Origin of the sequence: Pseudomonas asplenii, from assembly GCF_900105475.1 — a bacterium.
GTDB classification, from domain to species: domain Bacteria; phylum Pseudomonadota; class Gammaproteobacteria; order Pseudomonadales; family Pseudomonadaceae; genus Aquipseudomonas; species Aquipseudomonas asplenii.
In genome coordinates this window covers 5,649,204-5,664,683 of the sequence record NZ_LT629777.1, presented here as the reverse complement: position 1 = coordinate 5,664,683, position 15,480 = coordinate 5,649,204, and the positions used below count along the sequence as shown (strand labels likewise).

The 15,480-nt window shown below is 60.3% G+C and carries 7 protein-coding genes and 1 tRNA gene; all 8 read left to right on the top strand.

What is annotated here, in order from left to right:
• The first annotated feature begins 57 nt into the window (after positions 1–57).
• Positions 58–990, top strand: coding sequence for a SphA family protein (locus tag BLU37_RS25075; RefSeq protein ID WP_029379416.1), 933 nt, complete (start codon positions 58–60; stop codon positions 988–990).
• 10 nt (positions 991–1,000) lie between these two features.
• A complete protein-coding gene (locus tag BLU37_RS25070; protein ID WP_090209970.1) occupies positions 1,001–2,233 on the top strand; it encodes an MFS transporter in 1,233 nt (410 codons plus the stop codon).
• Positions 2,234–2,249: 16 nt separating this feature from the next.
• Positions 2,250–3,710 carry an amidase gene (locus BLU37_RS25065; protein WP_090209968.1) on the top strand — a complete coding sequence of 487 codons (1,461 nt, stop codon included), beginning with the start codon at positions 2,250–2,252 and terminating at the stop codon, positions 3,708–3,710.
• Positions 3,711–3,864: 154 nt separating this feature from the next.
• A tRNA-Val gene (locus BLU37_RS25060) sits at positions 3,865–3,941 on the top strand.
• 228 nt (positions 3,942–4,169) lie between these two features.
• Entirely contained in the window at positions 4,170–5,156 is a 987-nt protein-coding gene (locus BLU37_RS25055; protein WP_090209966.1) for a 5'-nucleotidase, read from the top strand.
• 102 nt (positions 5,157–5,258) lie between these two features.
• Positions 5,259–6,971 carry a ShlB/FhaC/HecB family hemolysin secretion/activation protein gene (locus tag BLU37_RS25050; protein WP_090211006.1) on the top strand — a complete coding sequence of 571 codons (1,713 nt, stop codon included), beginning with the start codon at positions 5,259–5,261 and terminating at the stop codon, positions 6,969–6,971.
• A gap of 32 nt (positions 6,972–7,003) precedes the next feature.
• A complete protein-coding gene (locus tag BLU37_RS25045) occupies positions 7,004–14,998 on the top strand; it encodes a two-partner secretion domain-containing protein (protein ID WP_232000401.1) in 7,995 nt (2,664 codons plus the stop codon).
• Entirely contained in the window at positions 14,998–15,453 is a 456-nt protein-coding gene (locus BLU37_RS25040; protein ID WP_090209964.1) for a hypothetical protein, read from the top strand. Before BLU37_RS25045 ends, BLU37_RS25040 begins: the two co-directional genes overlap by 1 nt.
• Positions 15,454–15,480: the final 27 nt, after the last annotated feature.

Here is a 15,480-nt window from a genome sequence, read left to right as displayed (position 1 = left end):
CCGCCCACGGTGCGGCTTACTAGGATGGCCTACACCACTTGATGGGAGGGACATCCGATGACTTATAAAAAAAATGCAAGTGCCGCACGCATGACGCTGTTCACGCTGGGGCTGCTCGGTTGTTGCGCCAGTGTGCATGGCACCGAGAACGGTTCGCCGACTACGGCCGTCGGCGTCTATGATTTCGGCGCGGGGATGATGCCGCCTGCAACGCCTTTCGGGACGTTGGGGCTGCGAACGGCATTTTACTCGACCAATGTGCAGAAAGACCGCCACGGGCGTTCAATCGACAACGATCTGTCGCTGGATGTCTTGTCGATTGCTGGCGCGTATATGCGCATGACGGATCACACCGTATTGGGCGCCAAATACGGTTTTGGCGTAGTGGTGCCATTTTTCAAGATGGACGCCTCCGTCAAGGTGCCGACACCGGCTGGTCCGCTGACGCTGGAAGCTGATCCGTTTCGCTTGGCCGACGTGCAATTCTTGCCGTTGATCCTGCAATGGAGTGTCTCGCCCAATCTGTTTATCAACACGCAGATGCAGATCCAGGCGCCCACCGGTGACTACGACAAGAATCGTCTGGTCTCTCCGGGGCTCAATCACTGGACCTTTTCGCCCATCGTCAACGCCACCTACCTGACCGACAGCGGCTTCGAGGTTTCCTCAAGCTTTGAAGTCGACGTCAATACCCGCAACCCGGCAACCGACTACAAGAACGGTGTGGAGTACCGCCATGAGTTTGCCGTGGGCCAGCATGTGGGACCGTGGACTGTGGGGCTGGGCGGGTACTACTACCGTCAGTTCACCGATGACGATGCGCCGGGGCTGCAATCGGGCAATCGGGCCCGGGTCCTGGCCATCGGGCCGGCGGTGAGTTACTTCAAGCCGGGCCTGCCACCGATCTGGCTGCATGCCTACAAGGAAACCGATGCCCGCAACCGTGCCGAGGGTTACACCGTGGCGCTGCGTATCTCTCAAAGTTTCTAAGGGGCAGGCCATGAATCCATCACCGATTGATTACGCATCGCCACGTCAAGCCACCGGGCGCCGTGAAGGGCTGGTACTGATGCTGGGCAGCAGCCTGACCATCATGGGCGCGGTCATGGTTGCGCCAATCCTGCCCAAGTTGGGCGCTGAGTTTGGTCCGCAGGAGCCTCATGCCGACCTGCTGGTGCCATTGGCGATTACCGGGCCTGCGCTGGCAATTGCACTGTGTGCGCCCTTGGCCGGGTGGCTGGCCGACCGACTGGGACGCAAGGCGTTGCTGGTGATCGCTACCTTCTTGTATGCCGTGCTCGGGGCCTTGCCGGCACTGCTCGATAACTTGCCGGCGATCGTCGGCGTACGTTTGTTGTTCGGCTGTACCGAAGCGGCAGTGATGACCTGTTGCGCCACATTGATTGCCGACTATTGGTACGGTGAGGATCGGCTGCGCTACATCAATCGACAGGTGGTGACGATCGGCCTAGTGGGCTCGCTGTTCTTTGTGGTGGGCGGGGCGTTGGGCGAACACTCCTGGCGCTTGCCGTTCCTGCTGTACCTGATGCCGTTGCTGCTGGTGCCGCTGATGATGAAGGTGTTGTGGGAGCCTGCCACCAGCCGGCCGACGGTCGAAGCGCCGGAACAGGGCAGGGTGGCGGTTCTGCCTCTGGTGCTCGGTTATCTGCTGATCCTTGGCGGTATGGTCCTGAGCTTTATCGTGCCGATCCAGACACCGATTTTGCTGGTCAGTCTCGGGGTGACGTCGAGCACGATGATCGGGTTGTCGGCAGGCTTGGGGTTGCTGGCAACCCTGGGGGGATCGTTGGCTTGGCCAGTACTGCGTCGACGTCTCGGAATCGCCGGTTGCAATGCGCTGTTGCTGGTGCTGCTGGGGCTTGGGTTATGGCTGCTGATCCGCAGCCAAACCTACAACGCCGTATTGCTCGCCGTACTGATTCATGGCCTGGGCGCCGGGATGCTGGTGCCCAACACCATGGCTCCGGTGATGAATGCCCTGAGTGCCAGGACCCGAGGGCGCGGGCTGGGAGGATTCACGGCCTGCCTGTATTTCGGCCAATTTGTCAGCCCGCTGGTGGTGGCCGTGCTCAGTACCAGGGCCGGTGACCTACGCCATTCCATTCTGTGGCTGGCATTCGCCAGTTTTGCCTCGGCCCTGGTTTGGGCGCTGGCAGGTTTGCAAGCGCGACACAAGGCGGCCACCCGTGCTTTCGGATCAAGTCATTCATAACAAAGAGGAAATGAACATGAACATCCAGGACCTGCTGGACATTGAAGACGGCATGGGATTGGCCGAGTGGGTCAGGCGGGGTGACGTGCAGCCTGGCGAGTTGCTTGAGGCGGTGATTGATCGTATCGAGCGGGTCGAGCCGCAGCTCAATGCCGTGTCCGAGCGGCTCTACGATTCGGCGCGGCAGACGGCTGCGGCGCTGCCGCGCGGTGGCGGGGTTTTTGCCGGTGTGCCGACCTTGATGAAGGATCTGTTTTCTCCGATCAATGGCGCGGCGATGACCAATGGTTCGCGGGCGTTGGGTGAGTGTCGGGCAGACTTTGACGCAGAGATCGTGAGCCGTTATCGCCGGGCCGGTTGCCTGATTCTCGGCAGCAGCACATCACCCGAGTTCGGTACGTCTTTCTCCACCGAGTCCAACCGCTTTGGTGCCACGCACAATCCCTGGAACATCGCCCACAGCGCGGGCGGTTCCAGTGGTGGCGCGGCCGCCCTGGTTGCGGCCCGTGTCGTACCGTTCGCCCATGGCAACGACGGTGGCGGTTCCTTGCGCGTTCCGGCGTCCTGCTGTGGGGTGTTCGGCTTCAAGCCCAGTCGCGGTCTGCTTCCTTCCGGGCCCATGGTCGGGGAGGGATGGGCCGGTATGGGGACCCCCCATGCAATCACGCTGTCGGTACGTGACAGTGCGGCGCTGTTGGATGCGACGGCTGGGATCGATCTGGGCGCACCGTATGCCGCGCCCCTGCAGTCTCAGCCCTATGTTTCAGCCCTGCAGGCTGATCCACGGCCGCTGCGGATTGCCCTGGTCGAGCAGCTCGGGCCCTGGCCGACCTCGCGCGAAAGTGTCGAGGCCGTGCGACAGGCCGCCAGGTTGTGCGAGTCCCTGGGGCATCACATTGAACCTGTCACGTTGCCGGTGGCGCTGCCGACGTTTCTCGATCAGGTCTTCACCATCATCGGCGCCAGTACTCGTCACTATGTCGACGTGCTGGGCCAGATGCGTGGCAGTGTGGTTCAGCCTGAGGAACTGGAAGCCCGTACCCGGATCATCTTGCGCAACAAGGGTAATGTCAGCGGTGCGCAGTATGCGGGCGCGGTGGAGTGGATTCATGCCTTGGGTCGTCAAATGGCAGTGTTCATGCAGGATTACGACCTGATACTCACTCCGACCCTGGCCCGTGAGCCGGCGGTGATCGGTGAGCTGGATCTGCAAGACGATCGTATGAGTCTGGATGAGCTGATCGAGCGGTTCCACAGTTACTCGCCGTTCACGACAGTGTTCAACGCCAGTGGGCAACCGGCGATGTCGGTACCGTTGTACTGGAGTGCTGCCGGCTTGCCGATGGGCGCGCACTTTGCTGGTCGTTTTGGTGAAGAAAGCACCTTGTTCGCACTCGCCGCGCAGTTGGAGCGGTCTCAGCCCTGGCGCGGACGGATACCGCCGATCAATGCCTGCCAGCGTTCAGCTTCTCAGTGATAGCCCACGTGGTGTCTGGCGCGTCAGCACCTGCGGCGTGTGACGGGGCAATCAATGCCGCTGTTTTATTGAGGATTTTTCCAAGCCTATTCATGGGCTTAGCGAAAAAACAGGTTGCCTCGCGGCAGAAAATCCGTAGAATGCGCCCCACAGCAGGCACGTAGCTCAGTTGGTTAGAGCACCACCTTGACATGGTGGGGGTCGTTGGTTCGAGTCCAATCGCGCCTACCAGACAAAATCCGCTCTGCTGGGCGGTCTGGAAGGGTCAACCGAGAGGTTGGCCCTTTTTGCTTTCTGCGATGTGCAGAATTCTCCCCCTCACAACGCCCGTCTGACGCCTGCTCCGACCTGTTCGCTCTCTGTTCATCCGCATACCCTTCAACGTACCGGCGCTGTCAGGATGAGCACCCGGTAAAGTGCTACAGTGCCCCGATGCGGACATTGATAAGCGAGAGTTGAATGCCTTACGAATTGGACAGTCGCCTGGTGATCGGCGTCGCTTCCAGCGCCGTTTTCGATCTGAGCGAATCAGATGCGATCTTCAAGAGCGAAGGCGAGGAAAAATATCGCAGGTTCCAGGAGTCGAACCTGAACAACCCTCTGCCCAAGGGCATCGCCTACCCGTTCATCAAACGCCTGTTGTCCCTGAATGACCTCAGTCCCGATCCTGGCGATCCGCTGGTTGAAGTGGTCCTGCTGTCCAAGAACGATCCCGACACCGGTCTGCGGGTAATGAAGACGATCGAGCATTATGGCTTGCCCATGACGCGCGCCATCTTCATGCAGGGCAAGGCTCCCTACGAATACATCCCGGCCTTGAACATCGCCTTGTTCCTGTCAGGTGACAAGTCCGATGTCGAGTCCGCCATCAAGGCCGGTCACCCGGCGGGGCAAATGCTGGACTCCACGTTCGACGATGACGAAGCCGATCAGACGCTTCGTATCGCCTTCGACTTTGACGGCGTACTGGCGGGGGATGAGTCGGAAGCGGTCATGCAGTCCTCCGGGTTGACGGAGTTTCATGCCTACGAAGTCAGGAATGTCATGCAGCCCCATAACCCCGGGCCGCTGAAAGAGTTCATGGTACGGATCTCGAAACTTCAGTCCGTGGAGGAGGCGCACAAGCAGCGCAATCCCGACTATGAAAACCGAATTCGTGTATCGATCGTCACGGCACGCAATGCGCCGTCCCATGAGCGTGCCATGAATACCTTGAAGAGTTGGGGGGTGATGGCCAACGATGCGTTTTTCCTCGGTGGCATCGAGAAGGGGCGGGTTTTGGGTGTGTTGAAACCCCATATCTTCTTCGATGACCAATCCGGTCATCTGAAATCGGCGAGCGCGGTAGCGCCTTCGGTACACGTTCCGTTTGGCATCACCAATCAGGTGGAGGTCAGGCCGCCAGCGGCGTTGGATAGCCCATTGGTCGATGAAAATGTCACGTGAAATGTTTTGAAATAGTTTCATCTTTGACAAATTGACGCCATAGAAATGCCGCCCTAGTATCGCCGCCGATTGATGGCACAGAGCCAGTTCGATAGGGCGCGTATGGATACCTCATTTCTCAGGGCGAGTACTGTTGTTGCACTGACCGTTATCGTCACCAGTTTCTCCTTCAGCGCCCACGCGGCTCCCACGCCTGGCGACACCGACCTGATTCGTGATCGCCAGGATCGCCTCCTCGAAGAACAGCGCCGCCGTCTTGAAGAACTCAAGGATCTGCCTGGTAAAACCGCCGCCCCGGTGGCGTCCCAGGCCCCGGTCGACAGCCGCTGCTTCCCGATCAAGACCATCGATCTGCAGGGCGCAGACTCGCTTTCCGCCAGCGAGCGCGAGCGACTGCTCAAGCCCTACATCGGCCAGTGTCTGGGTGTGCCGCAACTCAACGAACTGCTCAAGGTCATCACTGACCGCTATATCGAGAAAGGTCTGGTCACCAGCCGCGCCTACCTGCCGCAACAGGACCTGTCCAGCGGTAACCTGAAAGTGCTGGTGGTCGAGGGTAGGCTCGAAGGGCTCAAGGGCGCCGAGGGCAGCGGCCTTGCCGACCGTGAGCTGGCGATGAGCTTTCCTGGCAAAGAGGGCGATCTGCTCAACTTGCGGGAGATCGAGCAGATGGTCGACCAGTTGAACCGCTTGCCATCGAATCAGGCGCAGATGGAACTGGCACCGGGCAAGGACGTGGGCGGCAGCGAAGTGCTGGTCAAGAACACCCCACGCAAACCCTGGCGTGCCGGCCTGTCTTACAGCAACGAAGGCCAGCGCAGCACCGGTCTGCAGCAGGCGGGTACGACCTTTGATTGGGACAACCCCTTGGGCCTGGCCGACCAGTTCTCCCTGCGGGCCGGTCATGACGTAGTCGGCGATACGACGAAAAACTCGCGTAACGCGATGCTCTATTACAACCTGCCGTTTGGCTGGTGGAACCTCAGCTACACCTACAGCGAAAGCGAATACCGCTCGCAAGCCCAGGCCAGTGGATTTGCCTTCAGGCAGAGTGGCGATAGCCAGAACCATCAGTTGAAACTGGAGCGGGTCGTCTATCGGGACGCGGTGAGCAAGACCTCGCTCAACACCACGCTGACTTACCTGCGTACTCAGAACTTCATCGAAGACAGCAAGCTGGCGGTCAGCAGCAATCGCTTGAGTGAGTCGGGCTTCGGTATCAGTCACGGGCGCCGGATCGGTGGGGCATTTGTCAACGTCGACCTGGGCATGCAAGACGGCATCGGTGCCTTCGACGCCCAGGGCAGTCATGACCCGGGCCCGGGGCAGGCGGATGCGCGTTACCGCAAATACACAGGCACGGTCAGCTACCTGCAACCGTTCCAACTGTGGGGCGAGTCCTTCAGTTTCAGCAGCCTGATGACCGGCCAGCGCAGCGAAGATGTGCTGTTCAGTGCGCAGCGCATGAGTCTGGGCGGGCTCTCGTCGATTCGTGGTTACCAGGACCAGACCCTCTCCGGTGACAGCGGTGGTTACTGGCGCAACGACCTGCGCTGGAGCCGCCCCGTGGCCCTGGACTGGCTCAAACCACTGCTCTCGGAGTACGGCACCAGCCTCGGTTACGACCAGGGTGTGATCCAGCACGATCGTTACAACGCCGAGCAGCACGGGCGTATGACCAGCGATTCTCTGGAGTTGTTCGCCCGTGGTCAGTACGTGGCCGCGACGGTGACCTTTGCCCATTCCCTGGAGCGCCCATCGCCGATCACTGAGCGCGAGGCGCCGATCTACTTTCGCCTGGATTTCTTCCTCTAATTCTTCGTTTCAACTGATCCGAGATGCCTGACATGGACGTTCGCCAGTTCGCCTTCCTCGTGCGCCAGCCTTCAGCAGCCCTGAAAAACCGTGACCACTTTCTAGGCCTGCCCAAGCGCGGGCTGGCGTTCCTGTTGGTGAACGTCATGTTCTGGCAGCCGTTGTGGGCACAGGCGGACGGTATCGTGGTCAGCGCGCCGGGGACGACGCTGGGGCAGGCAGGCAACGGCGTGCCCATCGTCAACATTGCCGCACCCAATGCCAGTGGGCTGTCGCACAACCAGTTCCACGATTACAACGTCGGCAGCCAGGGCGTCATCCTCAACAACGCCACCGGTCGGACCCAGTCGACGCAGTTGGGCGGGATCATTCTGGGCAACCCGAATTTTCAGGGGGCTGCGGCTACCACCATCCTCAACGAAGTCAACGGTGGCAGCCCGAGTCAACTGAGCGGCTACACCGAAGTGGCGGGGCAGTCGGCCCATGTGATCGTCGCCAACCCGTATGGCATCAGCTGTAACGGTTGCGGTTTCATCAACACGCCGCAGGCGACGCTGACCACCGGCAAGGCGGTGATTACCAATGGGCAGGTTTCGGGTTATCAGGTCGACCAGGGCAGCGTTTCGATTGATGGAGCAGGCCTGAACGCCAATAACATCGACCAGTTCGAAATCATCACCCGTGCGGCGATCCTCAACGCACAAATCAACGCGAACAAGCTGTCGATCATCACGGGCGCCAATGACGTGGATGCCCAGACGTTGCAGGCAACGGCTCGCACCGCCAACCCGAACAATGCCCCGCAACTGGCGATCGACTCCTCGGCCCTGGGCGGCATGTATGCCGGTGCGATCAAACTGGTCGGTACCGAAGCCGGTGTCGGGGTAAAGCTCGACGGCAAGATGGTTGCCAGCGGTGGTGACATCCAGCTCGACGCCAACGGTCACCTGAGCATGGTCGACACGGCGGCGACCGGCGCAGTCAACGTCAAGGCCCAGAGCCTGGAAGCCAAGGGCCCGGTTTACGCCGGTACTACCCTGGACGTGACCACCCAGGGTGACCTGAGCAGCCAGAACAACCTGGTTGCCAAGGACCGTATCACCCTGAACAGCGGCGGGCAGTTGACCAACAACGGCATCATCGAAGCCGGGGTCAACGCCGATAACAGCCGCAATGCCACAGGCTACGTCAGCGTCACCGCACAGAACGTCAACAACGCTGGCAATAGCGTCATCGCCAGCCGCGACCTGAAGGTCACCACCACCCAGACCCTGAATAACCAGGGCGGTACCCTGAGCGCTCAGCGGCAGACTGTTGTCACGGCCGGCACCCTCGATAACCGGAACCAGGGCCGTGTGCTGAGCGCCGACAGCCTGAACCTGACCGCCGACACGGTACTGAACGGGCAGGGCGGCCTGATCAACAGCGTCGGTCAACTGACCGCCACCCTCGGCCACCTGAACAACAACGGTGGTGAAGTCTCCAGCAAGTCCAGTAGCACACTGATCCTTGGCACAATGGATAACCTCACTGGCCTGGTCATGGCCGAGAACATCCTGGACATCACCGCCACTGGAGCCCTGAATAACCAGAACGGTCTGATCTCCGGCTGGCAGGGCCTGACCGTCAACGGTACCAGCCTGGACAACCGCAACAGCGGCACGGTCTCCAGTCGCAACGGTGATGTCGCTGTCACCCTCAGCGGTGCACTGCTCAACAGCCATGCCGGCGCGGTGGTCAGCCAGAAGACCCTGACCGTCACGGCTGACAGTCTCGACAACAGCGATCAGGGCGTCCTCTCCAGCGCCGAGGCCCAGAAGCTGACCGTCACCGGTCTGCTCGACAACACCCAGAGCGGATCCATCACCAGCTCGGCCACCCTGACCCTGCAAGCGATGGCCCTGAACAACGGCGGCACCGTCAGCGCCAATGACGCCCTGAGCTTCACCGGCACCGACCTGGATAACAGCCACGGTACCTTGACCGGCAATGCCGGCGTCACCCTCGACCTGCTCGGCACCCTGACCAACCACTACGGCAAGCTGTCCAGCGCGGGCCCGTTGCTGGTCCAGCGCAGTGCGCAGATCAACAACCAGAACGGCGGCATCAACAGCCAGGGCCTGCTGACCCTGCTCACGGGCGGTTTGGACAACAGCCAGCAAGGCACCATCGGTGCCGCTGACACCCTGCTGATCACCGCCAGCGGCAATGTGGACAACAGTGCCGACGGCCTGATTGCCAGCCGCAACGCCGATCTGCAACTCAATGCCGCCAGCTTGGGCAACTCCCGAGGCTCACTGCAGGGCAAAGGTGCGGTCACGCTGGATGTCACGGGCGATGTCGACAACCAGAGCGGCAAAGTCATTGCCCAGGAAGGTGACCTGACCCTCACTGCGACCAATCTCGACAGTCGCGGCGGCCTGCTGTCCAGCGTCAAGGGCGCCTTCGAAAGTCACATCGTTGGCGTGCTGAAGAACGGCTATGACCTGAGCAACAACAACCAGGGCGGCACGATCCAGGCTCAGCGCCTGGCGCTCAATGCCTTCGGCGGTATCGACAACAATGGCGGGCGTATCGCCGCCCAGGCGGGCGACGCGGTACTCGATGCCGGCAGCGGCAACATCGACAACCGTAATGGCGGGCTCTATGCCAGTAATCGGGTGCAGGTCAGCGGCACTGACTTCGACAACAGCGGCAGTAACGACGGCCAGATCAGCGGAAACCAGATCAACCTTGCGCTGCAAGGTGCCCTGAACAACACCGGTGGCATTGTCGAAAGCCAGACCACTCTGACGATCAATGCCGCGAGCCTGAACAACCAGAACGGCCAGTTGCGGGCGCTGGGCAAGAGCAGCAAGACCGTGTTCAGCATCGGTGGCCTGCTCGACAACAGCAATGGCCGACTGGAGACAGCCAACACCGATCTGGGTCTCGATGCCGGCAGTTTCCAGAACCAGGGCGGCAGCCTGCTGCATGCCGGGACCGGTCTGTTCGCCATCAGCATGGCCAACCTCAGCAACGTCGGTGGCCAACTGGTGACCTATGGCGACCTGACGCTCAACGCCGACAGCTGGACCAACAGCAGCTCGATCCAGGCCGACCACCTTACCGTCAACGTCAACCATCTGACCCAGACCGCCGGAGGTCAGCTTTTGGCCTCTACCAGCCTGACCGGCAGCGGGGTCACCTGGGGCAACGATGGCCTGATCGGCAGTGACGGGACAGCCAGTCTGGTACTGAGCGGCGGCTATGCCGGCAAGGGGCGCCTGAGCAGCCTGGGCATCTTGGGACTGCATGCGGCACAACTCGACCTGGATTCGGCGGCGAGCGTGGCCGGTGGTGGCAGTACCACGATCAATATCGACGGCATTTTGAACAACAGCGGGCGCTTGACTTCCGCTGCCGACATGACCGTCACCGCCGCCAGCATCAACAACTACGGCACCCTGGGCAGCGCCCAGAAGCTCACCGCCACCACGGGCGCATTGCTCAATGACCACGGTCTGATCTTCAGCGGTGGCGACATGGGCTTGCGGGTCGATTCGTTGACCAACAGTTACGCCAGCGTCTACAGCCTGGGCAACCTGGTGATTGATCGGGACGGGCAGGGGGCCGTCGCCAGCAGCATCGTCAACAGCTCCGGCTCGTTGCAAAGCGATGGCAGCATGAGCCTGGCTGCCAGCACGATCAGGAACGTGCGGGCGATACTCAACACAAGCGACCAGGGTATCTACACCGCGTCGATTTCCGAAGTCCAGTGCATCGAGGGCTACAACGCCGGCGATTGCAGCGGCAAGCAGAACCACGTCTGGCAGATCGTCCAGCGTGACCGGTTCGAGGTCACCGAGGCCAGCGCAGCCTCGAGTATCACGGCGGGGAGCAGCCTGACCCTGCTGGGCGGCGACCTGCTCAACCAGAGCAGCACCATCGCGGCCGGTGGTGCGCTGACCGCAACACTCTCGAACCTGACCAACAGCGGTCTTGAGACCGGTGAAACCGAGACCTCGCGCACGTTCATGTCCGAACGTACCCGCGACGCGGGCATGTGGTACGACAGCGCCGCCTCGTTCAACGACCACTACTCGCTGGGCGCCGCCGACTACAACCCGAACAACCTGAGTGGCCTGCAGGCGGCCATGAGTGCCTTCATCGCTATCACCGAGGTCGAGCTGGGGCAGTTCCGCACGACCCGCAAGATCGATGCCGGCGACCAGAGCTATGCCGCCGTGATCCAGGCCGGTGGGGCGGTCAATGTCACGGCTCAAGGCAGCATCGACAGCAGCGTCGTACGCCCTGGATATACCTACGTCGGCAGCGGTCCGCGCACTGACACCCAGGCCTCGGCCAGCAAGTTCTCCACCTTTGTCACGGTCAATCAGCAACTGCCGCCGGACCTGGCGCAGCAGCAGGTCAATCCGGTCAGCCTGCCGGGCTTCAGCCTTCCCACGGGTAGCAACGGCTTGTTCCGCCTGAGCGGGCAGACGGACAACAGCGCACAGGCTGCCAGCCTGGCGCACGTGGCCGGCTTGCCTGATACCTCGGCCAGGACCAATCCGCAGAAATACCTGATCGAGACCAACCCGGCACTCACCGACCTCAAGCAGTTCATGAGTTCGGACTACCTGCTGTCCAACCTCGGCTATGACCCGGATACCAGTGCCAAGCGCCTGGGGGATGGGTTCTACGAAGAAAAGCTGATTGACCAGGCGGTGGTGGCCCGCACCGGGCAGCGCTTCATCGATGGCCAGACCTCCGATGACGGCATGTTCAAGTACCTGATGAACAACGCCGTCGAGAGCAAGCAGGAACTGAATCTGCAGTTGGGCGTCAGCCTGACTTCCGAGCAGGTGGCGGCCCTGACCCACGATATCGTCTGGATGGAAAACGAGACGGTCAACGGCGAGCAGGTGCTGGTGCCGGTGCTCTACCTGGCCAATGCCAACAATCGGTTGGCCGCCAATGGCGCCCTGGTCCAGGGCAGCGACGTCAACCTGATCGCCGGCAAGGACCTGACCAACGCCGGAACCCTGCGGGCCAGCAGCAACCTGACGGCCGCTGCCGGTAATGATCTGGTCAACAGTGGTCTGCTCGAGGCGGGCAATCGCCTGGATGCCCTGGCCGGCAACGACCTGACCAACAAGGCGGGCGGCATCATCGCCGGTCGCGATGTCGGGGTGACCGCAGTGACGGGGGACGTGATCAACGAACGCACCCTGACCACCCACCAGAGTGGCACGGACGCCAAGACCGAGCAGCGTACCTTTGCCGACAACGCGGCGGCGATCGAGGCGACGCAGAGCCTGACCGTCACGGCGGGCCGCGACATCGACAACGTCGGCAGCACCCTCAAAAGTGGTACCGACACCACGCTCAAGGCCGGTCGCGACGTCAACATCACCTCGGCCGAGGAGATCGACAGCAATACCCGTGGCGACCGCAACCGCGACCAGAGCATTACCCAGGACCGTTCCAGCGTTTCCTCCGGTGGCAACCTCACGGTCAATGCCGGCCGCGACCTGACTGCCGTCGCCAGCCAGATCGACGCCAAGGGTGACCTGTCGCTTGCGGCGGCGGGCGATCTGACCCTGGCTTCTGCCGCGAACGAGGAGCACGACTACAGCAAGACCAAGAAGGTCACCTCCCAGCATGACCATGTCAGCCAGGTGGCGACCAGCGTCAGCGCGGGCGGTAATGTCCGGCTCAGTTCGGGTACCGACATGACCCTGGTGTCGAGCCAGGTCAATGCCGGCCATGAGGCCTATCTGGTGTCGGGCGGCAAGCTGGACCTGCTGGCTGCGCAGGACAGCGACTACTCGCTGTACGACATGAAGAAGCGCGGGGCCTGGGGCAGCAAGAAGACCCAGCACGACGAAGTGACCCAGGTCACCAACGTCGGCAGCCAGATCAAGGCCGGCGGCGATATTGGCCTGATCAGCAGTGGCGACCAGCACTACCAGGCGGCCAAGCTCGACAGTGGCAATGACCTGACCCTGCAAAGTGGCGGCGCCATCACCTTTGAAGGCGTGAAGGACCTGCACAAGGAAGACCACGCCAAGAGCAACACCAACCTTGCCTGGAACACCATGAAGGGCAAGGGCAGCACCGACGAGACCCTCAAGCAGACCGAAATGGCTGCCAAGGGCCAGGTGGTGATCAAGGCGGTCGATGGCCTGCACATCGATGTGAAGCAGGTCAACGAACAGACCGTCAGCCAGGCCATCGACGCGATGGTTCAGGCCGACCCGCAACTGGCCTGGCTCAAGGACGCCGAGAAACGCGGCGACGTCGACTGGCGGCAGATCAAGGAGCTTCACGACTCCTACAAGTACAGCAACTCCAGCCTGGGGGCAGGGGCGATGCTGGCGATCATCATCATTGTTACGGTGCTGACGGCAGGCACGGCCAGTACGTTGGTCGCGTCGGCCGGTGAGTCGTTGGGCATGGGCAGCACCATGGCGGCGGCGACCACTGCTACCGCGACTAGTGCTGCCACCTCGGCGGGTTTGGGCAACATCATCGGCTCGGCAGTACTGACGTCCATGGCCGGTACCGGTGCGGTCAGTGTCATCAACAACAAAGGCAATCTGGGCGCGGCGCTGGGCGAGACGTTCAGTGCCGATAGCCTCAAGAATGCGGCTATCAGTGGATTGACGGCAGGTGCTATCAGTTACGCCGACAGCAACTGGTTCAAGCCTGCTGAAGGAGCCCCGAATGGTGGCTCGCAGGTTATTACCGCCGGACCTGTACAGAACCCCGGTTACTCCAGCGACATGCTCACCTGGGGCAACGCTACGGACACCCTTGCACGCAGTGGTGCTCATGCGGTGATCAGCAGTGGTATCTCCACTGCGATCAAGGGTGGCAGCTTCAGCAGCAATTTGGGCAGCGCGCTTGCCAGTGAAGGGCTGGATCTGGCTGCGGCTGTTGGTAACAAAGGTGTCGGTGATCTTGCAGATGCACTACACGTAGAGCCAGGTACTGCGACCACGATGTTGTTGCATGCCACCTTGGGCGGGCTTCTCTCTGTTGCCAAGGGGCAGGACTTTACCAGTGGCGCTATTGCCGGAGGGGTGGCGGACGGGCTCACGCCGATCGCTAACGGACTACTGGCTCAGTACGCCAGTGACCAGTTTGCAGCGAGCGACTTGAGTCAGGAAGGAAGCCAGAAAAAGATTGCGACAGCGCAGATTATTGGTCTTCTCGCTGCCTCTCTGGCCGGTGGAGATCCCAGTAGCGGAAGCATGATTGGCGGTGCTGCCGAGAAGTACAACGATCAATCGCATTTAGAGAAAAAAATCAGGGCTGTATTGGCTCTTCTGAGCGGCTCCCAGCCTAATGCCGGTTTCGAAAATGAGGTGGCAGCCCAAGACCCTGTAGCCGAGTTCGATGGTATGGGGATGCCGATCGACAGGTCTCCTGCTAAAACTCCTGCTAGTCAGCTCGCTATAACATCGGCGTTGCTTATGGCTGCTTTGGTTCCCGAGGTCCTTCCCGAATTACTTGGCGGGAGTTCGGAGGGCGTTGCAGCCTCTTTGCCTCGTGCTGGAGGACTACTTAGTGAGGCTTCTGATACGGCTGCTGCAGGCACTAAGGCGGCAGAGGGGGGCGTCTCAGAGGCTTCAGGACCAGTGCAAGAGCTGGAGGTTGGTGGGTATAAGGACTTAAAGTCGAGAGAGGTTGTTGGTGACGCTTTGGAGCATGACCATATTCCATCTTTTGCTGCTCTGCGTGCTGCAAAAGAAGCTGAGCTTGGTCGACCACTTACCGATTTAGAACAGAAAGCCCTTTATGACAATGCTACAGCTGTGGAAATCCCACGAGACGTCCATATCGCCGGGAGGACCTTTGGTGGTAAGAATACGCCTACGCAAATTCAACAGGACGCATTAGATTTGTGTGGTGCTGTCTGTCGGGATACAGATGCACTGAGAGGGAATTTGACAAGTAGAGGGTATGATCCAAAGCTAATTGATGAAACAATAGAGGCGATTTTTGAGCGCAATCGTCAGTTGGGGGTGGTCAAGTGATGGGATGGGGTGTTTTGGTTGAGGCTTTGGGGGCTGAGGAAACTGATAAGAAGGTCCTGCGTTTGTTTGAGCAGATAGGAGAAGTACCTACTCTTTCAAATACTCCCGGTGATTACTCTGATCCGCTGTTTAAAACTAATTTTTATAAATTTTTTTCGTCTGGTATTGAGGTTGGATTTAGAGGTGGTGTGTTAATTGGTATTCATGTTTTTGTGAGTCAGCATGAGGGATATTCTGCATATAAGGGTGAGATTCTGGGGCGGGCTGCAGAGAGTTGGCGTAAATCTGATTTTGATAGAGAGTTTGGGCCGGCCATTAAAACGGGCGGTGGAAGGCAGGATATGTTAATAGGTTATATTAGGCCGTGGTCGAAATACAGTTTAGGTAAGTATGCTGTGCATGTTGAATTTTCAAGTGATCATAGCATTTGGAAAGCTACTGTCATGAATGATTGATGGTTTTTTAGGATGGATTCTGATTTC

Excerpts from the sequence above, each read along its gene's own strand:
- BLU37_RS25075 (WP_029379416.1), top strand. The coding sequence starts at position 58 with ATGACTTATAAAAAAAATGCAAGTGCCGCACGCATGACGCTGTTCACG.
- BLU37_RS25070 (WP_090209970.1), top strand. The coding sequence starts at position 1,001 with ATGAATCCATCACCGATTGATTACGCATCGCCACGTCAAGCCACCGGG.
- BLU37_RS25065 (WP_090209968.1), top strand. The coding sequence starts at position 2,250 with ATGAACATCCAGGACCTGCTGGACATTGAAGACGGCATGGGATTGGCC.
- BLU37_RS25055 (WP_090209966.1), top strand. The coding sequence starts at position 4,170 with ATGCCTTACGAATTGGACAGTCGCCTGGTGATCGGCGTCGCTTCCAGC.
- BLU37_RS25050 (WP_090211006.1), top strand. The coding sequence starts at position 5,259 with ATGGATACCTCATTTCTCAGGGCGAGTACTGTTGTTGCACTGACCGTT.
- BLU37_RS25045 (WP_232000401.1), top strand. The coding sequence starts at position 7,004 with ATGGACGTTCGCCAGTTCGCCTTCCTCGTGCGCCAGCCTTCAGCAGCC.
- BLU37_RS25040 (WP_090209964.1), top strand. The coding sequence starts at position 14,998 with ATGGGATGGGGTGTTTTGGTTGAGGCTTTGGGGGCTGAGGAAACTGAT.